Origin of the sequence: Methylobacterium sp. W2, from assembly GCF_020662345.1 — a bacterium.
Taxonomy (GTDB): Bacteria; Pseudomonadota; Alphaproteobacteria; order Rhizobiales; family Beijerinckiaceae; genus Methylobacterium.
In genome coordinates, this window is sequence record NZ_VMOA01000005.1 from 12,071 (window position 1) to 35,541 (window position 23,471).

Genomic DNA, 23,471 nt, shown 5'->3' on the forward strand with positions numbered 1-23,471 from the left:
CTGGCGGTTCAGGCCGGCTCGGCCAGGGGCGACACGTCCCGGTCGAGGCTTTGGTCGGTCAATTCCAGCTGCCCCTCCCATTTCGCCACGGCGACGGTGGCGACGCTGTTGCCCAGGACGTTGGTGGCCGAGCGGCCCATGTCGAGGAACTGGTCGATGCCGATGATGAGGAGGAGGCCGGCCTCGGGGATGTGGAAGGTCGAGAGCGTGGCGGAGATCACCACCAGGGAAGCGCGGGGCACGCCGGCCATGCCCTTCGACGTCACCATCAGCAGGAGGAGCATGGTCATCTGCTGCCCGAGGGTCAGCGGGATGTTGTAGGCCTGCGCGATGAACATCACCGCAAAGGTGCAGTACATCATCGAGCCGTCGAGATTGAAGGAATAGCCCATCGGCAACACGAACGAGGTGATCTTGTTCGGCACGCCGAAGCGCTCGAGGTTCTGCAGGGTCTTCGGATAGGCCGCCTCGCTCGATGCGGTGGAAAAGGCGAGGAGGAACGGCTCCTTGATCAGGTTGAGGAGCCGCCGCATCTGCTTTCCGACGAGCAGGAATCCGGCGAAGGCCAGCAGGCACCACAGCATGGCGAGGCTGAAGTAGAATTCCACCATGAACTTGCCGTAGGTCACAAGGACGCCGATGCCCTGCGTGGTGATCGTCGCCGCGATGGCCGCGAACACCGCGACGGGGGCGAAACCCATGACGTAGCCGGTGATCTTCAGCATCACGTCGGCGAGGCCCTCGATACCTTCGGCCAGGAGCTTGCCCTTCTGTCCCAACGCCGCGAGCGCGACGCCGAAGAAGATCGAGAAGACGACGATCTGCAGGATCTCGTTGTTGGCCATCGCCTCCACGGGGCTTTTCGGCACCAGATGGGTGACGAATTCCTTGAGGGAAAGCGATGCGGCCTTGAGGTTGGTAGTGGCGCCGGCATCCGGCAGGGGAAGGTTCAGGGCATCGCCGGGTCGCAGGATGTTGACCATCACCAGGCCGAGCAGCAGCGAGCACAGGGACGCGCCGACGAACCACAGCATCGCCTTGCCGCCGACGCGGCCGACAGAGGCGGTGTCGCCCATATGCGCGATGCCGACGACAAGGGTCGAGAACACCAGGGGCGCGATGATCATCTTGATCAGCCGCAGGAACACGTCACTGACGAGGGCGATGTAGCCGGAGATCTCCTTGGATGTCTGAGGGTCCGGCCAAGTGATGTTGCAGAGATAACCGACCGCGATGCCCAGAAGCATGCCGATGAAGATGTAAGTCGTCAGCCTGGACTGCATCGCACTTCCTCACCGGCAGAAACGTCTTCAAGGTCCTGCATGCGACATGCCATGCTTGGCGACGTCGCATCACGAAGCCTCGATACCGAGTGATCTGCTTGGCCGGTCCAACGAGTCCCACATGGCGCGGGCGCGGGCATTCGGCGGTGCTTCAGCCTCGATACCTTCATTCTTCGTGAAGTCGATCCGGGAGGAGGCTATTCCTTTTCGTTTGCCGCGCAAGCATTCATCCAACGGTGCCAGGCCTCTTCCGGGGAAGGCCCGAAGACCCGTGGCTCGAGGCTTCGGATCAGTGCGGGCGCAGACCCGACGCGACCCTCGCTGCCCGGCGGATCGCTTCCGGCTGCGGTTCGCCGGCCGGGACGACCCAGCTGCCACCGACGCAGAGGACCTGCGCGAGCTTGAGCCAGTCCGGTGCCGTCGCTTCGGTGATCCCGCCCGTGGGGCAGAAGCGGACCTGCCCGAACGGTCCGGTGAGGGCCTTGAGCGCCTTGATTCCCCCGGCGGCCTCGGCGGGGAAGAACTTGAACCGGTCGAGCCCATGGTCGAGGCCGCGCATGATGTCGGCGGCATTGGCGACCCCCGGCAGGAAGGGGATGCCGCGATCGATCGCGGCCTTCGTCAGCGGATCGGTGAGGCCGGGGCTGACGATGAATTGCGCGCCCGCCTCCATCGCCGCGTCGAGATCCCGCTCGTTCAGCACGGTGCCCGCGCCGACGACGGCCCCGTCCACCTGCGCCATGATGCGGATCACCTCCAGGGCGGCGGGGGTCCGCAGGGTCACCTCCAGGGCTGTCAGCCCGCCATCCACCAGCGCCCTGGCGATCGGCTCGGCATGGGCGGCGTCCTCGATCACGAGGACGGGGATCACGGGAACGGAGCGCATCAGCGCGTCGATGGTCGTCATTGAGAACCGTCCTTGGCGAAGATTGGAGTGTTCCGTCGGTCGTGGGAGCGGGGTGCGAAGCGCCTCGACTAGAGGCCCGCAGCGGCGAGCATCGCGGACGCGCCCTGCTCGGCCCCGTCCGCCCCGTGGCGCAGGAAGGCGAAGAGCTCGCGGCCGGTCCCGAAAGCCGGCGGCGGCGGGGTGGCGCCCTCCCGCGCCTCCCATTCCTCCGGGTCGACGAGGGCCTGGAGCGTTCCGTCCTCGGCGCTGAGGCGGACGATGTCGCCGTCGCGCAGCTTGCCGAGCGGACCGCCGCCGAGGGCCTCGGGGCTCAAATGGATCGCCGCCGGCACCTTGCCCGACGCGCCGGACATGCGCCCGTCGGTGACGAGGGCGACGCGGAAGCCGCGATCCTGAAGCACACCGAGCTGCGGCGTTAGCTTGTGCAGTTCGGGCATTCCGTTGGCCTTCGGCCCCTGGAACCGCACGACGACGACCACGTCCCGCTCCAGTTCGCCCGCCTTGAAGGCGGCCATGACGTCATCCTGATCGTCGAACACCCGTGCCGGAGCCTCGACGGTCCAGCGCGAGGGATCGACGGCGCTGGTCTTAAAGGTGGCCCGGCCGAGATTGCCCTTCACCAGCCGCATCCCGCCGTCCTTCTGGAAGGCGTTGGCGGGGCCGCGCAGGATGCTCTCGTCGTGCGAGGCGGCGGCCGCGTCCTCGAACACCAGGTCGTCCTCGATCAGCTTCGGGTCGCGGGCATGGTCGCGCAGGCGCCCGCCGGCCACGGTGAGGATGTCGTCGTGCAGCAGGCCCGCGTCGATCAGGCTGGCGATGACGTAGGACATGCCGCCGGCGGCGTGGAAGTGGTTCACGTCGCCCGAACCGTTGGGATAGACCTTGGCCACCTGCGGGATGACCGCCGAGAGCCGGTCGAAATCCTCCCAGTCGACGATGATCCCGGCGGCTCTCGCGATGGCCGGCAGGTGGATGGCGTGGTTGGTGGAGCCGCCCGTGGCCAACAAGCCGATGATCGCGTTGACGATCGCCTTCTCGTCGACGCAGCGCCCGAGGGGCCGGTAATCGTTGCCGGCGGCGCCGATCTCCGTGAGCCGGTGCACGGCGGCGCGGGTGACGGCCTGGCGCAGTTTCGTGCCGGGATTGATGAAGGAGGCGCCGGGCATGTGCAGGCCCATCACGTCCATCATCATCTGGTTAGAATTGGCGGTGCCGTAGAAGGTGCAGGTTCCCGCCCCGTGATAGGAGGCGGATTCCGATTCGAGCAGCTCGTCGCGGCCGACCTTGCCTTCGGCATAGAGCTGGCGGATGCGCTGCTTCTCCTTGTTGGCAAGGCCCGAGGGCATCGGCCCGGCCGGGATCAGGATCTGCGGCAGGTGACCGAAGCGCAGCGCCCCGATGAGCAGGCCGGGCACGATCTTGTCGCAGATGCCGAGCAGGGCCGCCCCGTCGAACATGCCGTGGCTGAGCCCCACCGCCGTGGAGAGCGCGATGGTGTCGCGGGAGAACAGCGACAGTTCCATGCCTCGCTGGCCTTGCGTGACGCCGTCGCACATGGCCGGCACGCCGCCCGCCACCTGGGCCGTGGCACCGACCTCGCGGGCGAACAACTTCATCTGCTCCGGGTAGCGGCCATAGGGCTGATGCGCCGACAGCATGTCGTTATAGGCGGTGACGATGCCGATATTCATGCCCCGGCCGGACTTGATCGCCGGCTTGTCCTCGCCGGAGGCCGCGAAGCCATGGGCGAGGTTGCCGCAATTGAGCATCGGCCGGTGCACGCCGCCGTCGCGTTCGCGGGCGATCAGGTCGAGATAGGCGCGCCGGCTCGCCTTGGAGCGCGTCACCACGCGCTCAGTGACGGCTGCGACTTCCGGGTGAAGTTCGGTCATGGCAGATCCTTCCCTCGCTGATGCGAAGCCACCTGCTGTCAGGAACGTAGAGGGCTCGTCTCGCAGGCGATAGATCGGTCGCCGCGCGGTACGATCAATGACCGGATCGGCTCAGCAGGTTTCAGGCCATCGCGGTTCGGTGCGGGCGATGGTGCGGACGGCGGGACTCGAACCCGCACAGCCTTTCAGCCGCAAGATTTTAAGTCTCGTGCGTCTACCGGTTTCGCCACGTCCGCATGCCGCCACGAGGGGTAGCGATGCGCGGGCGGGAGATCAAGGCACCCCGACCCCGGCGTGGCCGTCACGGCGCCCAGCCGTAGAGCCAGTCGTAGCGGCGGCCCATCCCGGCGGGACCGAGGCGGCGCATGACGACGTTGCGGGCAAAACCGATGAGTCCGCCCGCATGGTAGGTCCGGCCGTTGCCGCGCGCGGCCGATTGCACGCGCCGGGTGCGGGGGGCGCGCAGGCCGGCATAGGCCGCCAGCGACGCCGCCACGTCGTCGGCCCGCAGGGTCAGGGCAAAGACGGCCGCGTCCTCGATGGCCAGCGCCGCCCCCTGCGCCAGAAACGGCAGGACCGGATGGGCCGCGTCGCCGATGAGGGCCACCCGGCCCCGCGCCATGGGCCGCGCGGTCGGCCGGTCGACGAGGGACCAGACCAGCCAGGAATCCGGCGCGGTCAGGAGCTCGGCCAGAACCGGGGTCGCGTCGGGAAACTGCGCGCGCAGGACGGCGGGTTCGCCGAGCTGGCCCCAATCCTCGCTGCCGAGGCGCTCGGGCACCACGGCCACGATGTTGATGCTCCGCCCGCCCTGGATCGGGTAATGCACCACGTGCCGGCGACGGCCGAGCCACAGGCCGGTCTCGTCGCCCTGCAATTCCGGAGGCGCGGCATCGCGCGGGATCGTGGCGCGCCAGGCGGCCTCGCCGCAGGACCGCAACCGCCGGCCGTCGAAATGGCCGCGCAGGGTGGAGCGCACGCCATCGGCTCCCACCACGAGGTCGACGGCCAGCGTCTCGGATCGCGAGCCCTGGCCGCTTTCCAGGGTCAGCTCGACGGAGGTGTCCGATTCGGCGAGCCCCCTGACGTCCCGCCCCATCATCAGGCGGATTCCCGGCCGGCTGCGCACGGCGTCGAGCAGGAGCGTCTGCAGGTCGGCCCGGTGGATGACATAATAGGGCGCGCCGTGGCGGCCGCGCAGTTCGGCCCCGAGTTCGACGCCGCCGATCTCGCGGCCGGACCCAAGGGCACGCACCACCACCCGTGGCGGCTCGCTCGCCGCCCGGCGCAGGGCGGCGCCGAGGCCGAGGGAGATCAGCACGCGGCTGGCATTCGGAGAGAGCTGGAGGCCGGCGCCGACTTCGCTGAAGCCGGTCCTGCGCTCGACGAGCGTCACCTCATGCCCGGCGGCATCGAGGGCGAGGGCGGCGGTCAGGCCGCCTATGCCGGCGCCGACGATGGCGACGGCCAGGCCGGGGGCTGCGTGAGGGGTTCGCGACCCATGGGAACCGTCGGACACCTGCGGATCTCGCCCTCGCGAATCGTGTGCGATCAGGCGGCCTTCGCGCCGTGGTCATCCCAGACGGCGGCGGCCGGATCGGCCGTGCCGGCCTTCAGGCCGGGGCGATAGCGGTAGAGCGTCGAGCAATACTGGCAGATGATCTCGTCGTCGGTCCCCATGTCGAGGAAGACGTGCGGATGATCGAAGGGCGGCTTGGCGCCGATGCACATGAACTCCTTCGAGCCCACTGCGATCAGGGCAACTCCGAGGTCGTTGTGGAAATGCGGCACCGCCTTGTCAGCCATCGCCCGATCCTGCCTCCGGCCCGCCGGAGCTGAGCCCCGCCCGGGCACCATTGCCCTGTCCGGGCCATTCTGTACCCGCTCGTCGCCCTCAAGCCTAGCGCCGACGATTCCCCAAGCCCAGCAAAAAGCCCGTCCCGTCGAGGCTTGGCCTCCCGCGCAGGCCGCCGTAGAGAGGGATGTCTCTCAGCCGCTTTTACGAAACCACGTTCCTCATGACCCAGAACGAACAGGCCGTCGTCGAAGGCGGACGCCGCGCGCCCCGCCCGCCGATTCACGGTCCCGAAGGGTTCGAGGGCATGCGCAAGGCCGGACGCCTCACGGCGGAAGCCCTCGACGTGCTGATGGAGGCCACCGCCCCCGGCGTCACCACGGAGGCACTGGACCGCCTCGCCTACGAATTCGCCATGGACAACGGCGCCTACCCGGCCTCGCTGCTGTATCGCGGCTATCCGAAGTCGATCTGCACCTCGATCAACCATGTGGTCTGCCACGGCATCCCCAACGACAAGCCCCTGCGCGACGGCGACATCGTCAATCTCGACATCTGCCTCATCGTCGATGGCTGGCATGGCGACAGCAGCCGCATGGCCTATGTCGGCGAGGTGCCGCGCAAGGCGGCACGCCTGTGCGAGATCACCCACGAATGCCTCATGCGGGGCATCGCCGCGATCAAGCCGGGCGGCTCGACCACGGATATCGGCCGCGCGATCCAGGCCTATGCCGAAGCCGAGCGCTGCTCCGTGGTGCGCGATTTCTGCGGGCACGGTCTCGGGCGCATCTATCACGATGCGCCGACCATCCTGCACTATGTCGAGCCGAGCTACGACGTGACCTTCGAGCCGGGACAGTTCTTCACGGTCGAGCCCATGATCAATCTCGGCCGCCCGGCGGTGAAGGTGCTCTCCGACGGCTGGACCGCGGTGACGCGGGATCGCTCGCTCTCGGCGCAGTTCGAACACACGGTGGCGGTGACGGAGACGGGCGTCGAGGTCTTCACCTACTCGCCCAAGGGCCTGCATCAGCCGATCGACCCCTCCGCCTGACGATGCCGGGATCCGGAGGCAAGACGATGCCGCGCCTCCCCCTCGAATCGCCCGCCGGCGAGGCGGCCTCGGACGCTCCGCATTATCTCGGGCACCGCGACCGGCTGCGGGCCCGTTTCGCCCAGGCCGGGGCGGATGCCCTGCCGGATTACGAACTCCTCGAACTCGTCCTCTTTCGCGCGATCCCGCGGCGGGACGTGAAGCCCCTGGCGAAAGCCCTGATCCGCCGGTTCGGCAGTTTCGCCGAAGTGGTGAGCGCGGAGCCGAACCGCCTCGCGGAGGTGGAGGGCGTCAGCCAGGGTGTCGTCGCCGATCTCAAGCTCATCGAGGCGGCGGGCCATCGCCTGGCGCGGGGCGCCATCGCCGCGCGCCCCCTGCTCTCCTCCTGGGCGGCGCTGCTGGACTATTGCCGCGCCACCATGGCGTTCTCGCCGCGCGAGCAGTTCCGCGTGCTGTTCCTCGACAAGCGCAACCACCTCATCGCCGACGAGGTCCAGGGGCGCGGCACCGTCGATCACACACCGGTCTATCCGCGCGAGGTCGCCCGCCGCGCCCTCGAACTTTCGGCCACCGCCATCATCCTCGCGCATAACCACCCCTCCGGCGATCCGGCGCCTTCGGCGGCCGACATCAGGATGACGCGGGAGATCGTGGCGATCCTCGACCCGCTGGGGATCGTCGTCCACGACCATGTCATCCTCGGCCGGGATGGACACGCGAGCCTGAAGGGGTTGAAGCTGATGTGAACGTGCTACTCTGACGATCGGGTCGCCGCGGGTCGTTCGCGTCGCGGTGATCGGACAACACCATCGGTCTGCTGCGAAGCGCACATCGTCCCGGTGGCGCGCCTCTTGCGAAGATGCCGGGATAAAAGGGGAGGCGCGAATGGCGCTCGCTGCGTTCGACGAAATGAATGGGATACCGGGAGCCGCCCTGGGCGATGCCTCGGTTCGCGAAGCCTATGACAGCCTGAAATCGTGGCTCGAGACGACGCCGCCCGAGCACTTCAACACGCGTCGCAGCCAGGCCGAGATGCTCTTCCGGCGCATCGGCATCACCTTCGCCGTCTACGGCGCCAACGAATCCACCGAGCGGCTGATCCCCTTCGACATCATCCCCCGGGTGATCACCAAGCCGGAATGGAGCTTCCTCGAGCGCGGGCTGAAGCAGCGCGTCACCGCGATCAATGCCTTCCTCAGCGACATCTATGGCGCCCAGGAATGCATCAAGGCCGGAATCATTCCAGCCGATCTGGTCTATCGCAACCCGCATTACCGGATGGAGATGCGGGCCTTCAAAGTCCCGCACGACCTCTACGTCCACATCGCCGGCATCGACATCGTCCGCACCGGCGAAAACGACTTCTTCGTGCTGGAGGACAATGCCCGCACGCCGTCCGGCGTCTCCTACATGCTGGAGAACCGGGAGGTCATGCTGCGGCTCTTCCCCGAACTGTTCTCGCGCCACCGCGTGGCACCGGTGGAGAACTACCCCGACGCGCTCCTGGCGACCCTGCGCAGCCTCGCCCCGCAGACGGCGACGCGCGACCCCTCCGTCGTGCTGCTCACCCCGGGGCGCTACAATTCCGCGTTCTACGAACACTCGTTCCTGGCCGACAAGCTCGGCGTCGATCTGGTGGAGGCCTCCGACCTCTTCACCAAGGACGACGTGGTCTACATGCGCACCACGGAAGGCCCACGCCGGGTCGACGTGATCTATCGCCGCCTCGACGACGACTTCCTCGACCCCCTGGTGTTCCGGCCCGATTCGGTCCTCGGCGTGCCCGGCCTAATGAACGCCTACGAGCGCGGCACCGTCACCCTCGCCAACGCGGTCGGCACCGGCATCGCCGACGACAAGGCCGTCTACAGCTACATGCCGGAGATCGTGAAGTTCTTCACCGGCGAGGAGCCGATCCTGCACAACGTGCCGACCTATCGCTGCCGCGAGAAGGAGGCCTTCTCCTACGTGATGGACAACCTCGCCGACCTCGTCGTGAAGGAGGTCAACGGATCGGGGGGCTACGGCATGCTGGTGGGCCCGCACGCCACCAAGCGGGAGATCGAGGATTTCAGCCGCAAGCTGCGCCACGCGCCGGACGGATTCATCGCCCAGCCGACCCTGGCGCTGTCCACCTGCCCGACCTTCGTCGCGTCCGGCGTCGCGCCGCGCCACGTCGACCTGCGGCCCTTCGTGCTATGCGGCTCCGACGAGATCAGAATCGTTCCCGGCGGCCTGACTCGCGTCGCCCTCAAGGAAGGGTCGCTCGTCGTCAATTCCAGCCAGGGCGGGGGCACCAAGGATACCTGGGTGCTGGACGCCTGACGCTACGCCAAAGCCCACCTCGGAAGCGGGGTGGATCGTTTTCTCGCCCATCGCCTTAACGGAAGCCCATGCTGTCCCGGACCGCCGACAATCTGTACTGGCTCTCGCGCTACGCCGAGCGGGCCGAGTTCGTCGCCCGCATCCTCGATGCGGCCCATCGGCTCGCCGCCCTCCCCTCGAGCTATGGCGGCGGCGAGACCAACGAATGGGCGTCGGCCCTGGCCTCCGCAGGCGACCCGGAGGTGTTCAAGCCGCTCTATGACAGCGTCAACGAAGCGACGGTGTGCAACTTCCTCGCCTTCTCGCCGCACAACCCGTCCTCGATCCGGTCCTGCATCGAGACCGCGCGCGAGAATGCCCGCTCCGTCCGCACCGCGCTGACCACGGAAATGTGGGACGCGATCAACGGGGCCTGGCTCGAACTGCGCAACTACGAAGGCCGCGACCTCAATCGCGACGAGTTCAGCCGCTTCCTCGAATGGGTGAAGGGCGTGTCTCTCGCCTTCGACGGCTCGGCCTACCGCACCATGCTGCGCAACGACGCCTACTGGTTCACGCGGCTCGGTACCGCCATCGAGCGGGCCGACAACACGGCCCGCATCCTCGACGTGAAGTACCGCATCCTGCTGCCGGCCACGGAGAAGGTCGGCGGCAGCCTCGATTATTTCCAGTGGACCACGATCCTGCGCGAGGTCTCGGCCTTCAACGCCTATCACTGGGTCTATCGCGAGAGCGTCAAACCGCTGCTCGTGGCCGATCTGCTGATCCTCAACCGGCAGATGCCGCGCTCCCTGACCAATTGCTACGGCATGCTGGTGGAGCATCTCGATCTCATCGCCGACGCCTATGGCCGCCGCGGCGCGAGCCAGCGTCTGGCGAGCAACACCCTCGCACGCCTGGAGGGCGAGAACATCGACCGGGTCTTCCGATCGGGCCTGCATGAGTTCGTGACGGCCTTCATCGTCGAGAACAATCGCCTCGGCGCGGCGGTCATCGAACAATATCTGGTGTAGGGTTCCGTCGAATCCCGAGTTCTACAAGAGACGTCCATGCGCATCCGCGTCTTCCATGAGACCAACTACACCTACGAGCAGCCGGCCCGGGGTCTTATCCAGCTTCTTCGCCTTCGACCGCGCGACCATGACGGGCAATATGTCCGCCGCTGGCGGATCGAGCCCTCGGTGGATGGGCGGATCAGCGAGCGCGAGGACGGGTTCGGCAACGTCACCCATTGGTTCACGGCCGACGAGCCCGCCGACGCCCTGACGATCCGTGTGACCGGCGAAGTCGATACCAACGAGATGCACGGTATCGTCCGCGGCACCGTGGAACGCCTGCCCGACGTGTTTTATTTGCGCGATTCCGATCTCGCGACGGCCAATGGCGAGCTTCAGGCTTTTGCCAAGAGCGTGGTCGACGAGGGTGATTCCTCGGTCCTTCCCTGCCTTCACCGTCTCCTCGCCGCCGTCTTCGACACGATCGCGTTCGAGCCGGGTCCGGCCAGCGCCAGCACCACCGCCGCGCAGTCCTTCGCCGCCGGAAAGGGCGTCTGCCAGGATCTTGCCCATATTTTCATCGCCGCCGCGCGGCATCTGGAAATTCCCGCCCGCTACGTCTCCGGCTATTTCTTCCACGCCGACAGCGAGGTAGACCAGGGATCGGGGCATGCTTGGGCGGAAGCTCTGGTGCCCGGTCTGGGATGGGTCGGTTTCGACCCGGCCAATGGTATCGCTACGACGGAGGCGCATATCCGTGTCGCCATCGGGCTGGATTATTTAGGTGCGGCCCCGATCAGAGGCAGCCGGATGGGTGGCGGGACTGAAACACTCGAAGTAAAGCTTCGCGTCGAACAGGCCCAGGCCGCCGTTCAAGTCTAGCCTGTCACAACGTCAAGAATGGCCTGATTTGCTCGGGCCATCAGGGGTATCGGTATCATGACCTATTGCGTCGGGCTCCTTGTCGAGGAAGGGCTCGTGATGGTTGCCGACACCCGCACCAATGCGGGCCTCGACGACATCTCGACCTACCGTAAGCTGCATCACTTCAACGTTCCCGGCGAGCGCGTGATGATGCTGGCATCGGCCGGCAACCTCTCCGTGACCCAATCGGTGCTCAGCATGCTCGCCGAGGGCGTTGCCGGCGACGATGGCGAGCCGATGCTGAAGCTCACCGAAACCACGACGATGTTCCAGGCGGCCCAGCTCATCGGCAAGGCGATCCGTCGCGTCCGGGCCATCGAAAAGGCCGGGTTCGAGGCGGCCAATCTCCGGTTCTCGATCTCGCTGCTGTTCGGCGGCCAGATTGGCAACGAGCCCATGCGCCTGTTTCTGATCTATTCGGCGGGCAACTTCATCGAGTGCAGCACCGATGCGCCGTTCCTCCAGATCGGTGAGCACAAATACGGCAAGCCGATCCTCGACCGGGCCGTCAAGTTCGAGACCGACCTCTACGACGCCCTGAAGGTGAGCCTCGTCTCCATGGATTCGACCATGCGCTCGAATCTCGGCGTGGGATTGCCCATCGACATCGCCGTGGCCCGTCGCGGTGGGCTCGACCTCGAAGTGAGCCATCGGATCGAGGCGGGAGAATCCTACTTCCACGATCTGCGCGAGCGCTGGTCCGCGGCCCTGCGCGCGGCGCATCGGGCCATCCCACGGCCCCCTTACGGCCCCGCTGCGCACTAAAGCCGGTACGCGTCGTTCAGGCCCTTGGAGTGTCGCCGATTCTAGCGCGCAGAACCGGCGATCCCATTCGCCAGACCCGCCGGGCTGACGCCGCCCCAGGCATCGAGATAGGCACGCACCGCCGCTCGTGAATCCGCCGCCCCCATGACCCCGCCCATGACGGCGATGCCGGAGAACCCGGCGTCGCGGCAGACTCCCGCATTCGCCGGGGTGACGCCGCCGAGGGCGAAGACCGGGATCGCGGGTCTTGAACCGCGTTCGAGAATGGTCGGGCCGAGAGCCGGCCCGTATCCCGGCTTGCTCGGTGTCGCGAAAATGGGGCTGAGTGTGGCGTAGTCCGCGCCCGCTTCGGCGGCCCGGCTCACCTCCACGGGTGAATGGGCCGAGACGCCGACGAGGCAACCGGGCGAAAGATCCCGCCGCGCCGCCGCGACGTCTACGGGCATCGCCCCTCCGCCGAGATGGACCCCATCGGCGCCGATCATGCGGGCGAGCGCCACGTCTCCCCCGACGATGAGCCTCGCATCCACGTCCCGCACCGGCCCCATCAGTTCTTCAGCAAGCGCCCGGCGGGAGGCCGCGTCGAGGTCGCGGTCCCTGAACCAGATCCAGCGGGCGCCGCCCGAGAGCGCCGCCTCGATCCTCTCGACCAAAGCCCGCGGGCTTCCGGCCCGATCCGTGACCAGAAGGAGCCCCGACGGTTTCCGCGTCACGAACCCACGAGTCCGAGCTGCGGGCTCGACGGCTCGGCGCGTCCCCGCTTGGGGATGCGGCCGGCGAGATGGGCGAGCCGGCCGGCTTCGACGGCATGGCGCATGGCGCGGGCCATGCGGACGGGGTCGTCGGCCTTGGCGACGGCGGTGTTGAGGAGGCAGCCAGCGGCGCCGAGTTCCATGGCCACCACGGCGTCGGAGGCCGTCCCGATCCCGGCATCCACGATGACCGGCACGCTGGCCCGGCGACAGATCAGTTCGAGATTGGCCGGGTTGGCGACACCCATGCCCGAGCCGATGAGCGACCCCATCGGCATCACCGCCGCGCAGCCGATATCGGCGAGCCGCTGACAGACGACGGGGTCGTCGTTGCAATAGGGCAGCACGACGAAGCCGTCATCGACGAGGTGGCGGCAAGCTTCCAGCAATTCGGCCACGTCTGGATAGAGCGTTTCGCGGTCGCCGATGACCTCCACCTTGATCCAGTTGGTGTCCAAAGCCTCACGGGCGAGTTCGGCCGTCATGATCGCGTCGCGGGCGGTCTCGCAGCCGGCGGTGTTGGGCAGGAAGCGATAGCCCTTCAGGCGCCGCACCGTATCCGAACCGTGGCCCTGGAGAGAGACTCGGCGGATCGAGGCGGTGACGATCTCCGCCCCGGAGGCTTCTACCGCGTCCACCATGATGCTCTGCGTGGGATATCCCGCCGTGCCGATGAAGAGGCGGGAGCCCAGGCTCACGCCGGCGATGACCAGCGCGTCCTCCGCTGCGGTTTCGATCCTGTGTCCGTTCATGATCCCGATCCCTCGACTATCCGCCCTGCATGGCGCGCACGATCTCGACCCTGTCGCCCTCGGCGACGGGGGTCGTCTCCCAGTCGCGGCGGCGGATGACGGTGCCGTTCAGCGCGATGGCGATGCCCTGCGGGCTTTCGATCCCCGCCTCCTCCGCCTCGACCCGGAAGAGGGCCGACAGGTCCGTTGCCTCGACCTCGCGCGGGTGCCCGTTGATGGTGAGCTTCATGCGAAAGCCCTCCTCTCGCTCCGCGCGGGCCGCCGGAATCGGGCGAGGCCGAAGCCGCGCGCGAAATCGGGCAGCGCGCCGGTGGTGAGAAGGGCGCAGACGGCGTCGGCCGTGGCGGGAGCCAGGAGGTAACCGTTGCGGTGATGGCCGGTGGCCGCCACGAGGCCGGGCGCCAGCGTGTCGATGATCGGGGCATCGTCGTCGGAGGTCGGCCGGAAGCCGCTCCAGACCGCGGCGACCTCCATCTCCTCGATTCCGGGCAGGACGCGCCGTGCCCCTTCCAAGAGGGCGTAGAGACCGCCGGCGGTGACGCCCGAAACGAAGCCGCAATCCTCCACCGTGGCCCCCACGATGAGATGACCATCGGCCTTGGGAGCCATGTGGACCTGCTCGGTCCAGACCATGTGCGAGAGGTTGCCCGTCCGGGCGGTGGTCTTCAGCGCCAGCGACTGGCCGCGGATCGGCCGAACCGGCAGGGCGAGTTCGTCCGGCAAAAGCCCGGCCTCCCCGCTCCAGGCGCCCGCTGCCAGGATCACGGTCTCGGCCGACGCGGATCCGAGGGGCGTCATGACGCCCCTGACGCGGCCGCCTTCCCAATCCAGCGCCTCCACCGGACATTGCTCGACGATGGACACTCCGGCCGCCTGGGCCGCGCGGGTGAGCGCCGCCATGACGAGGGGTGGGTCGACCTGATGATCCTCCGCGCAGAACAGTCCGGCGGTGACGGAGGGGCGAAGCGCCGGCTCGCGGGCACGGACCTCCGCCCCCGACAGCCAGCGCGCCGTGAGCCCGGACCGGATCTGGAGGTCGTGCCGAAAGCGCAGACGGTCGACCTCGTCGCGGCCGATGGCCAGGACGAGGGTCCCCTCCTCCCGGTAGTCGATGCCGATACCGGAGGCGGCCTGAAGTTCATCGCGAAAGCCCGGCCAGCGCGCCAGGCTCTCGAGGGCCAGGGGAAGCAGCGGATCGGACCCCGGTTCGTGTTCCGCCGCGGGCGCGAGCATCCCCGTGGCCGCGAGACTCGCACCGGCGCCCACGGTGTCGCGTTCGATCACCGTGACGGTGAGACCCGCCCGAGCCAGGCGCCAGGCCGCGGAGAGGCCGATCAGACCGGCGCCGACGATCACGACGTCGCTTCGCGCGGGCAGAGCGTTGCCGTCGATGACGAGACCGGTCGTCCGGCGCGACAGGGGGGTCGGGGTGGCTGAGACGTCCAAAAGGAACCTCCGCGATGATCCGCAGAGATTGGTATCCTTCAGCTTCTGATCCGAAGCGTGCCGGGTTCCTTGACGGAAAAACCCGCGGTCCAATCCCTACGCCGGTATGAGCCGGTTCAGGTTCAAAGGATTTCCGCGCCGCGCGGACCCAAGGTCCACGCTCATCGGTTTCTCAGCCCCTTGACGGGGATCTCCCTGGAACACCCCTGATGTGGGCAAGGACCACGCTCCGGTCAATCCCTGCGCACATCGTTTCACATGCTCGCCGGTATCAGAGTGCCACCGGTGTTCGGCCCGGCCGGTAGACGCCCATCGGTTCGGTGAACCCGTCGAGATCGTGCTCGCCGAGGGAGTCCGACTCGTCCCAGAGGAAATCGACGAAGGGCTTCGACATGAGGAGCGGTTCGCCGAGGACCTTGTTGAGGCGCGCGAGGCGGCTCGCCAGGTTCACGTCGCGGCCGATGACGGTGAAGTCGAGGCGCGCACCGGAACCGACATTGCCGTAGGCTGCCTCGCCATGGTGGAGCGCGATGCCGGCGACCACGGGCTGCGCGAAACGGCCGATGGAATTCGCCTCGTCGAGGGCGGAGAGGGCGGAACGGGCGGCGATGAGGGCGCCCTTGGCGGCTCCGCCGAGATCGTCGCCACGCTCGCGGAAGATCGCCAGCAACCCATCGCCGAGATATTTCAGAACCTCGCCGCCCTCCCGCTCCACCGCCGGCACCAGGCAATCGAAGAAGATGTTGAGGAGGTCGACAGCCTCCTCCGGCGTCATGTTCGCCGAAATCTGAGTGTAGTCGCGCATATCGGCGAACAGGATGGCCGAGCGGATGCGCTTGACCTGTCCACGCCGGATATCGCCCGACAGGATCGCCCGGTGAGGCTCGTCGCCCACATAGATGCGAAGGACCTGATCCAGCGTCTTGTTGACGATGCGCATCTCCATCACCGCCGCCAGGGTCGGCATGACGAACCGGAGTATGGCGATGTCCTCGTCGCGGAATCCGTCCGGGGCGCGGGTCGCGAAGGTGATGCCGTTGCGCGAGCCATTGGTGAAGAACAGCGGCGCCACGATGTAATGCGTGTAGCCCCCGGCCTTGAGATCGCCGATGATCGAGTATTGCAGGTCATCCGCGTCGTTCAGGTCGACCATCAGCCATTCGCCGGTCTCGTGGACGGTGAAGAACGGGCTGTCGTGATAGGCCTTGTCGGACGCTTCCCCATGCGGGAACAGCCGCACGGTCGATCCGCTCTCGGGGGTCCAGAATCGACCGACCCCGGAATACTCGGAATGGAGCGTGTCGATGGCGGTGGACGCCCGGTTGACGGGAACGCCCAGGGCGATCAGCCGCTCGGACATCCCCGCCAGAAGATCGTCCGCCTGCGGCAGGCGTGCGCCTTCACTCAGGAGCCAATCCCTTAGGGCGACACATTCCTGCAGAGATCCGAACGGCACGTCGTTCGCCTCCGACCCATCCGCTTCGGCAGTCGGCGAGGGATGAGGCGGGCCAAAATCGAGCATGTTGCCAAAGTGGGTCGGAGGGAGGCGGGCGGCAACGGGTGCCGCCACGTTCGTCACCAGGTCCGACGGTCAATATCGTCCCATTGGTGACATGATAAGGTGAAAATGACCAATACCGGCTCATCATGACGCCGAGATTCTACCCCTGCCATCGGAACCACCCATGCCTTTCGCACCCCGTGCCGTCGCCCTCGTGATCGCCATGGCGCTTACCGGGGCCGCGCAGGCCGGCCCCCTCCTGCTTCCCGCCGCCAACACACCCGTGCAGCCCCCCGCCGCCTCGCAGGACGAAGCCGGCATTCCGACGACGTCGAGCTTTTCGGAGTCCAACGAAGCCAGCAGCCGGCGTCAGGCGGTCTTCAACGAGCGCATCGCCCGCCGCGGCGAACGGGCCATCGCCTCTTTGTGCACGGGTTGCAGGACGGATGGGTCTCGCCAGAAGCAGCACGTCGCCGGGCGCGTGACCCCCGTGGCGGGCGCCGTCATGCCCGACGCCGAAAGCATCTACTCGCGCAAGCGCGGCTTCGATCCGGCACGAGCGGGGAGCCAGTGAGGCATCGGCGACGGAGAGTAGCCTCTCCCGGCGTGAAGATGTGACCTGAAACGACAAGGGCGCACCCTTCGGTGCGCCCTTGTCGTTTTCGATAGACAGTCCCTCATCACGAAAGAGGCGGCCGGGCCGCCCTCAATTGTCGAGGAAGCTCCGCAGCTTGCGCGAACGGCTCGGGTGCTTGAGCTTGCGCAGCGCCTTCGCCTCGATCTGACGGATGCGCTCGCGGGTCACCGAGAATTGCTGACCCACCTCTTCCAGGGTGTGGTCGGTATTCATGCCGATGCCGAAGCGCATGCGCAGCACCCGCTCCTCGCGCGGCGTCAGCGAGGCCAGCACGCGGGTCGTGGTCTCGCGCAGGTTCGACTGGATCGCTGCATCGATCGGCAGAACGACGTTCTTGTCCTCGATGAAATCGCCGAGATGCGAATCCTCCTCGTCGCCGATGGGCGTCTCGAGAGAGATCGGCTCCTTGGCGATCTTGAGGACCTTTCGGACCTTCTCCAAAGGCATGGCCAGCTTCTCGGCCAGCTCTTCCGGAGTGGGTTCCCGCCCGATCTCGTGGAGCATCTGGCGCGAGGTCCGAACGATCTTGTTGATCGTCTCGATCATGTGCACCGGAATGCGGATGGTGCGCGCCTGATCGGCGATGGAGCGGGTGATCGCCTGCCTGATCCACCAGGTGGCGTAGGTCGAGAACTTGTAGCCCCGGCGATACTCGAACTTATCGACCGCCTTCATCAGGCCGATATTGCCTTCCTGGATCAGGTCCAGGAACTGCAGGCCGCGGTTGGTGTATTTCTTGGCAATGGAGATCACGAGGCGGAGATTGGCCTCGATCATCTCCTTCTTGGCCTGACGGGCTTCGCGCTCGCCCTTCTGGACCATGTTGACGATTTTGCGGTACTCGCCGATCTCGAGACCGGTCTCGGAGGCGAGCGTCAGGATCTGCTCGCGCAGGTCGGCGACCTGCTTGGCGCCCTTCTCGACGAGGTTCTTCCAGCCCTTGCCACCGAGCTTGCCGACCCGCTCCATCCAGTTCGGATCGAGCTCCCAGCCCTGGTAGTGGCGCAGGAATTCGTCGCGGGCGACGCCGTGGCTCTCGGCATAGCGCATAAGGCGACCCTCATGGCTGATGAGGCGCTTGTTGATGTCGTAGAGCTGCTCGACCAGCGCTTCGATGCGGTTCGAGTTCAGCGACAGCGACTTCACGTCGGCGACGACGGTATCCTTGAAATCGGACTGCTTCTGGCTCTGGGCGGAAGTCTGCGTCGCGCCGCCGGCCTTCAGGTCGGCATGCTCGTTCTGGAGCTTGCGCAGCTTCTTGTAGTTGTTGGCGATGTTGTCGAACGTCTCGAGAACGCGCGGCTTGATCTCGGCTTCCATGGCCGCGAGCGAGACGTTGTTCTCCATGTCGTCGTCATCGTCGCCGCCTTCGGCGGGGATCGGTGCCTCCGCCTCGGCCTCGTCGCCATCCTCACCTTCGGTGAGCTGCGGCGCATTCTTGGCGTCCGGTCCGGCATAGGTGGCTTCGAGATCGATGATGTCGCGCAGGAGCACGCGGCCGTCGACGAGTTCGTCGCGCCAGATGATGATGGCCTGGAACGTCAGCGGGCTCTCGCAGAGGCCCGCGATCATGGCTTCGCGGCCGGCCTCGATGCGCTTAGCGATAGCGATTTCGCCCTCGCGGGACAGTAGCTCCACCGAGCCCATCTCGCGCAGGTACATCCGCACCGGATCGTCGGTCCGGTCGGTGGGCTCCTTGGCCGTGGTCTCGCGCACGGCCAAGGGCTTGGTCGGCGCGATCTCGGCGACTTCCGTCCCCTCGGCAGCATCGTCGTCTTCGGAAGCTTCGCCGTTGGCCGGCTTGTCGCCACCGGCATCCTCGGTCTCTTCCGCCTCGACGACGTTGATGCCCATCTCGGAGAGCTGCGACAGCACGTCCTCGAGCTGGTCCGGATCGGACTGGCCCTCGGGCAGCACCTCGTTGATCTCCTCGTAGGTGATGTAGCCGCGCTTCTTGGCGAGCTTCACCATCCGCTTGACCGAGGCATCGGTCAGATCGAGGAGCGGTCCGTCCGTCTGTTGCTCAGGAGCAGCATCCGTTTCGTCCCGTTCCGTTGCCTTCGTCGCCATGGTCCGCCTATTGTTGCCCTGGTCGCGTTGAGCGGGAGCGTTCGGCTCACTCCGCGTCGTCCACGCCGCCATTCTCGTTGATGTGCGGCGCGCACGAAGCGACCGCGTCGATATCTCATATCCCGGTCTACAAGCGCTACGCTTGACCGACTGTTAACCATGTGCCGCGAGCGGCACCCTAAATTCCGGTTCGTCGCGGTTACGCGGCCGCTGTATCGTCCGATTCAGGCTCGTCGGCCTCTGCCTCTGCCCCTGCGATCACGGCCATACGTCCCTTGACGTCACATAGCCAAGCGAAGTTGGCCTCGGATCCCTCCTCGGCCAGTGCTCTCTCGGCAGCGCGAAGTTCGCTATTTAGCGCTCCAGACTTCCGGTGCAAGATCACGGCCTGACGCAATGCGTCTTCCAGACGCATCCGGTCCGCGTGCGAATCGAGCGTCCAGCGGTCCCCCGGACGGACATGGGTGGCAAGCCGCATGGCCGCGCCGTCGAGCCCCGCCCTCCGCAACCGGCTCTCCAGAACCTCCACATCGGGCTGATCGGCATCCGCCGCCTGATCCAGCAGGAGGGACCGCAACGCCTGCGCATCGGGATCGTCGAGTTCCAGCGCCGCCAGATCCTCGGCTTCTATCCCCAACAATTCCGGGTGGGCGAGCAGAGAGGAGACGATCATCGCCTCGCGGTCCCTGAACATAGCCGTCCCGCCGGAATTCGTCGACCCGGCAAAGAGCGGATTGAATTTCGTGGTGATTCGCGGCGAGGGCGGCGGGTCTCCCGGCCTCGGCTTGCGCTGGAACGTCGAGCCTCCGCTGCTCCGAGGCTCGTAGCCGGTCCGGCGCTGGCCGCCACCGCCTCCGGGAGAGAGGGCGCGGAGGCGCCCCTCGATCTCGTCCTTGTAGAACCGCCGCACCGTCTCGTCGCGGATCGAGGCGACCATCTCGCGCAAGCCCTTGGCGAGGCCGGCCTTGCGTTCGGGCGTATCCGTCGGCGTCGAGTCGGTGGCGCGCGACCACAACACCTCCACGAGGGGTCGGGCTCCGTCGAGCACCCGGTCGATGGCGGAGGCGCCGGCCGAGCGGAGCAGGTCGTCGGGGTCCTGGCCTTCCGGCAGGAGGGCGAAGCGAAGCGACTTGCCCGGCGTCAGCCCCGGCAGGGCGACGTCGAGCGCCTTGAACGCCGCGCGCTGGCCGGCGCCGTCGCCGTCGAAACACAGGATCGGCTCGTCGGCATGGCGCCAGAGCAGCGCCAGCTGCTCCTCCGTCAAGGCCGTACCGAGGCCGGCGACGGCATTCGGGTGCCCGGCCATGGTCATGGCGATGACGTCGACATAGCCTTCCACGGCGATGATCGTCCCGCGGTCATGGGCGGCCTTGCGGGCACCATGCAGGTTGTAGAGCACCTGCCCCTTGTGGAAGAGCGGGGTCTCCGGCGAATTCATGTACTTCGCCTTGGCGTCGGCCTGCATGGCGCGGCCACCGAAGGCGATGACCCGGCCCCGGCTGTCGGTGATGGGAAACATCACCCGGTCGCGGAACTTGTCGAAGGGGACGGCGATGTCGTCGCCGCTGACGAGCAGGCCGAGTTCGGCCATCAGCTCCTTGTCCACATCCTTCGCGGCGAGATGATCGCGCAGGCCGTAGCGCTCCGACGTGGCGTAGCCGAGGCGGAAACGCGAGCGGATTTCGAGGCCTAGCTCACGCCGGTCGAGATAGGCGCGGGCGCTGGTGCCGAGGCGGCCCTTGAGCTGATCCTCGTAATAGGCGGCCGCCAGTTCCATCACCTCGAAGGCGCCGGTGCGCTTCGTCTCCATCTCCCGCGCATCGGCGCTGGGCGCGGGCAGGGTCACCCCCGCCTCTCCGGCCAGACGCTCCACCGCCTCGGGAAAGCTAAGGCCCTCGGTCTCCATCAGGAAGGTGAAGACGTCACCGTGCTTGCCGGACGAGAAGCAGTGATAGAACTGCTTCTGGTCGTTGACGTAGAAGGACGGGGTCTTCTCCGAATTGAACGGCGACAGCCCGCGCCACTCACGGCCCGCCTTCTTCAGCCGCACGCGCCGCCCGACCACGTCGGAGGCGGGAAGCCGCGCCCTGATCTCTTCGAGGATGTGGGGTGGGTAACGCACGGGTGAACCAGACCTTTGCAGGCCTGCAGTCTACCTCACCGCGTTTAAGGAGTCCCGAACGCTTCGACGCATCCATCGCTCATGCCTCGGACCGGACCGTGACGAGTGGGCCTCATCACCGTCCGGTCCGATCGGCGGAAATCCTCAAGCCTTGGCGTTGAGCACGTCCTTCACCAGCCCGCTCGCCTTGCCGAAATCCATCCGGCCGGCGAATTGGCCCTTCAGGGCGGCGATGACCTTGCCCATGTCCTTGGGGCCGGCCGCGCCGGTCTCGGCCACGGCGGCCTCGATGGCGGCGCGGGTCTCGGCCTCGTCCATCTGCTGGGGCAGGTAGCCCGCGATGATTGCGGCCTCGGCCCGCTCGGTCTCGGCGAGTTCGGGACGACCGCCCTGGTCGTAGACGCCGGCCGATTCGTTGCGCTGCTTGATCATCTTCTGCAGCAGCGCGAGGATCTCCTCCTCGGAGGCCGGCTCCTTGCCGAGGCCCCGGGCCTCGATGTCCTTGTCCTTCAACGCGGCCTGGATCATCCGCACAGTGGCGAGCTTGGCCTTGTCGCCGGCCTTCATGGCCTCCTTCATCTCGGTGGTGAGGCGCGCGCGCAGCATGGTCGTCTCCTAAGGATGGTTGTGGTCTCTGGGCTCGGCGCCCGGATGGTCTGCGAATTGCTGTGATCGGCCGACCGAGGTGGTTGAGCCGGTCGGGAACAGGGGCCACATTGACCCCATCACGGCCCGCTCGTTATGAGCGCCGCACAATGCGCCACCCGCACGCGCCGTCGCACCGGCGTCGATGGGTCGGCCGGACATAAGCGAGATCGCGACGATGCTGCAAGACGAAGGCGCCCCGGCGCAATCATCCTCCACGCCCGCACCCTGGGCCGAGCCCGTCGCGACAGCCCTCCTCGTGCTGGCCGACGGCACCGTCCTCGAAGGATTCGGTATCGGCCAGACCGGGGCCGCCGATGGCGAAGTCTGTTTCAACACGGCGATGACCGGCTACCAGGAGATCCTCACCGACCCCTCCTATGCCGGCCAGATCGTCACCTTCACCTTTCCGCATATCGGCAATACCGGCACCAACGACGAAGACCTGGAGAGCCTCGACGCGGCTCCCGCCTCCGGCGTGCGCGGCGCGGTCATCGCCTCGGCCGTCACCAACCCGTCGAGCTGGCGTTCGTCGAGCCATCTCGACGCTTGGCTCAAGGCGCGCGGCATCGTCGGCATCACCGGGATCGACACGCGGGCGCTCACCGCCCTCATCCGCGACCACGGCATGCCCAACGCCGTCATCGCCAACGATCCGGAGGGCCGGTTCGATCGTGAGGCGCTGAAGGCACGCGCCGCCGCTCTCGCCCCGATGGAAGGGCTCGACCTCGTTCCGCCGGTGACCAGCCGCGAGACGTCAGACTGGTCGCAGACGACCTGGGCCGTGAAGAGCGGCTACGGCAGCCGCCAGATCGGCGAGGGCCTCAAGGTCGTGGCCATCGATTACGGGGTGAAGCGCAACATCCTGCGCCTCCTCGCCGAGGCCGGCTGCGACGTCACCGTGGTGCCCGCCACCACCTCCGCCGCCGCGATCATGGCGATGAAGCCCGACGGCGTCTTCCTGTCGAACGGTCCCGGCGATCCGGCCGCCACCGGCGAATACGCCGTCCCGGTGATCCGCGAGTTGCTGGACGAGAAGGTGCCGACCTTCGGCATCTGCCTCGGACACCAGCTCATGGGCCTGGCGCTCGGCGGCCGCACCGTGAAGATGGCCCAAGGCCATCACGGGGCCAACCACCCGGTCAAGGACAAGACCACGGGGAAGGTCGAGATCGTCTCGATGAACCACGGCTTCGCCGTCGATCCGGCCAGCCTGCCCGACACGGCGGTGGAGACGCATATCTCGCTGTTCGACGGCTCGAATTGCGGCCTCACCCTCACCGATCGCCCGGCCTTCTCGGTGCAGCACCACCCGGAAGCCTCGCCGGGACCGCGCGACAGCCACTACCTGTTCGAGCGGTTCGTGGCGCTGATGCGCAGCGGCAAGGCGGAGACGGCCCCCACAAGCGCGGCTTAAGGCCGTATCGCTCGCCGCGCCGGGCGCATCTTCGCTGCTTCCCATGAGCTCCGGCGGATCGCCGCCGGGGCATTCGCGAAATGGTTCCCTCGCCTGTCACAAAAAACCCGGCTTTGACCGGTACTCCCCGAAGCCAACGACGATCGGCACGGCGACGACGCCGCAACGATCGTCCGGCTGCCACGAGCA

21 protein-coding genes, 1 tRNA gene and 1 riboswitch are annotated in these 23,471 nt (G+C 67.2%); of the genes, 8 read left to right on the top strand and 14 right to left on the bottom strand.

Annotated features, from left to right (window positions below; translation table 11 throughout):
- Positions 1-8 precede the first annotated feature (8 nt).
- From FPV16_RS03950 to FPV16_RS03975, 6 genes are all read right to left on the bottom strand, one after another.
- Complete coding sequence (locus FPV16_RS03950) at positions 9-1,283, bottom strand: dicarboxylate/amino acid:cation symporter (RefSeq protein WP_227436251.1); 1,275 nt, start codon at positions 1,281-1,283, stop codon at positions 9-11.
- A 289-nt stretch (positions 1,284-1,572) separates the two neighbouring features.
- The gene (eda, locus tag FPV16_RS03955) at positions 1,573-2,190 is read right to left on the bottom strand and encodes a bifunctional 4-hydroxy-2-oxoglutarate aldolase/2-dehydro-3-deoxy-phosphogluconate aldolase (protein WP_227436253.1); all 618 of its coding nucleotides are present in this window, start codon (positions 2,188-2,190) and stop codon (positions 1,573-1,575) included.
- Between the two features lie 68 nt (positions 2,191-2,258).
- Entirely contained in the window at positions 2,259-4,082 is a 1,824-nt protein-coding gene (gene edd, locus FPV16_RS03960; RefSeq protein WP_227436255.1) for a phosphogluconate dehydratase, read from the bottom strand.
- Between the two features lie 149 nt (positions 4,083-4,231).
- A tRNA-Leu gene (locus FPV16_RS03965) sits at positions 4,232-4,318 on the bottom strand.
- Positions 4,319-4,383: 65 nt separating this feature from the next.
- On the bottom strand, positions 4,384-5,601 hold the full coding sequence (locus FPV16_RS03970) for an FAD-dependent monooxygenase (protein WP_227436257.1): 1,218 nt from the start codon (positions 5,599-5,601) through the stop codon (positions 4,384-4,386).
- A gap of 32 nt (positions 5,602-5,633) precedes the next feature.
- On the bottom strand, positions 5,634-5,888 hold the full coding sequence (locus tag FPV16_RS03975) for a zinc-finger domain-containing protein (RefSeq protein ID WP_227436259.1): 255 nt from the start codon (positions 5,886-5,888) through the stop codon (positions 5,634-5,636).
- 212 nt (positions 5,889-6,100) lie between these two features.
- Here FPV16_RS03975 and map point away from each other — a divergent pair, with 212 nt between their 5' ends.
- The 6 genes from map to FPV16_RS04005 all read left to right on the top strand — a co-directional run bounded on the left by map (position 6,101) and on the right by FPV16_RS04005 (position 11,940).
- Entirely contained in the window at positions 6,101-6,931 is an 831-nt protein-coding gene (gene map, locus FPV16_RS03980; protein ID WP_227436260.1) for a type I methionyl aminopeptidase, read from the top strand.
- 26 nt (positions 6,932-6,957) lie between these two features.
- Complete coding sequence (gene radC / locus FPV16_RS03985) at positions 6,958-7,677, top strand: RadC family protein (RefSeq protein ID WP_227436261.1); 720 nt, start codon at positions 6,958-6,960, stop codon at positions 7,675-7,677.
- A 139-nt stretch (positions 7,678-7,816) separates the two neighbouring features.
- Positions 7,817-9,256, top strand: a complete 1,440-nt coding sequence (locus FPV16_RS03990; RefSeq protein ID WP_018044836.1) for a circularly permuted type 2 ATP-grasp protein — start codon at positions 7,817-7,819, stop codon at positions 9,254-9,256.
- Positions 9,257-9,324: 68 nt separating this feature from the next.
- Entirely contained in the window at positions 9,325-10,269 is a 945-nt protein-coding gene (locus tag FPV16_RS03995; RefSeq protein ID WP_018044837.1) for an alpha-E domain-containing protein, read from the top strand.
- Positions 10,270-10,305: 36 nt separating this feature from the next.
- Positions 10,306-11,133, top strand: coding sequence for a transglutaminase family protein (locus FPV16_RS04000; RefSeq protein ID WP_227436262.1), 828 nt, complete (start codon positions 10,306-10,308; stop codon positions 11,131-11,133).
- 57 nt (positions 11,134-11,190) lie between these two features.
- A complete protein-coding gene (locus FPV16_RS04005) occupies positions 11,191-11,940 on the top strand; it encodes a peptidase (protein ID WP_227436263.1) in 750 nt (249 codons plus the stop codon).
- A 41-nt stretch (positions 11,941-11,981) separates the two neighbouring features.
- Here the strand turns inward: FPV16_RS04005 and FPV16_RS04010 are convergent, their stop codons facing one another.
- The 5 genes from FPV16_RS04010 to FPV16_RS04030 all read right to left on the bottom strand — a co-directional run bounded on the left by FPV16_RS04010 (position 11,982) and on the right by FPV16_RS04030 (position 16,412).
- Complete coding sequence (locus tag FPV16_RS04010) at positions 11,982-12,653, bottom strand: thiamine phosphate synthase (protein WP_227436264.1); 672 nt, start codon at positions 12,651-12,653, stop codon at positions 11,982-11,984.
- Entirely contained in the window at positions 12,650-13,444 is a 795-nt protein-coding gene (locus FPV16_RS04015) for a thiazole synthase (RefSeq protein ID WP_227436265.1), read from the bottom strand. The genes FPV16_RS04010 and FPV16_RS04015 overlap by 4 nt, the downstream gene beginning before the upstream one ends.
- Before the next feature lie 16 nt (positions 13,445-13,460).
- On the bottom strand, positions 13,461-13,673 hold the full coding sequence (gene thiS / locus FPV16_RS04020; RefSeq protein WP_227436266.1) for a sulfur carrier protein ThiS: 213 nt from the start codon (positions 13,671-13,673) through the stop codon (positions 13,461-13,463).
- Positions 13,670-14,863: a glycine oxidase ThiO gene (gene thiO, locus FPV16_RS04025; protein WP_227436461.1), complete on the bottom strand. Its 1,194-nt coding sequence runs from the start codon at positions 14,861-14,863 to the stop codon at positions 13,670-13,672. Before thiO ends, thiS begins: the two co-directional genes overlap by 4 nt.
- Before the next feature lie 102 nt (positions 14,864-14,965).
- Positions 14,966-15,096: riboswitch (TPP riboswitch) on the bottom strand.
- Between the two features lie 65 nt (positions 15,097-15,161).
- Positions 15,162-16,412 carry an adenylate/guanylate cyclase domain-containing protein gene (locus FPV16_RS04030; RefSeq protein WP_227436463.1) on the bottom strand — a complete coding sequence of 417 codons (1,251 nt, stop codon included), beginning with the start codon at positions 16,410-16,412 and terminating at the stop codon, positions 15,162-15,164.
- A gap of 163 nt (positions 16,413-16,575) precedes the next feature.
- On the opposite strand from FPV16_RS04030, the gene FPV16_RS04035 reads away from it, so the two are divergent.
- Complete coding sequence (locus FPV16_RS04035) at positions 16,576-16,965, top strand: hypothetical protein (protein WP_227436267.1); 390 nt, start codon at positions 16,576-16,578, stop codon at positions 16,963-16,965.
- A gap of 132 nt (positions 16,966-17,097) precedes the next feature.
- Here the strand turns inward: FPV16_RS04035 and rpoD are convergent, their stop codons facing one another.
- The 3 genes from rpoD to FPV16_RS04050 all read right to left on the bottom strand — a co-directional run bounded on the left by rpoD (position 17,098) and on the right by FPV16_RS04050 (position 21,826).
- Complete coding sequence (rpoD, locus tag FPV16_RS04040) at positions 17,098-19,098, bottom strand: RNA polymerase sigma factor RpoD (RefSeq protein ID WP_227436269.1); 2,001 nt, start codon at positions 19,096-19,098, stop codon at positions 17,098-17,100.
- A gap of 199 nt (positions 19,099-19,297) precedes the next feature.
- A complete protein-coding gene (gene dnaG / locus FPV16_RS04045) occupies positions 19,298-21,220 on the bottom strand; it encodes a DNA primase (protein ID WP_227436271.1) in 1,923 nt (640 codons plus the stop codon).
- Between the two features lie 144 nt (positions 21,221-21,364).
- Positions 21,365-21,826: a GatB/YqeY domain-containing protein gene (locus tag FPV16_RS04050; protein WP_227436273.1), complete on the bottom strand. Its 462-nt coding sequence runs from the start codon at positions 21,824-21,826 to the stop codon at positions 21,365-21,367.
- 217 nt (positions 21,827-22,043) lie between these two features.
- Here FPV16_RS04050 and carA point away from each other — a divergent pair, with 217 nt between their 5' ends.
- Entirely contained in the window at positions 22,044-23,282 is a 1,239-nt protein-coding gene (carA, locus tag FPV16_RS04055; RefSeq protein WP_227436276.1) for a glutamine-hydrolyzing carbamoyl-phosphate synthase small subunit, read from the top strand.
- Positions 23,283-23,471 lie beyond the last annotated feature (189 nt).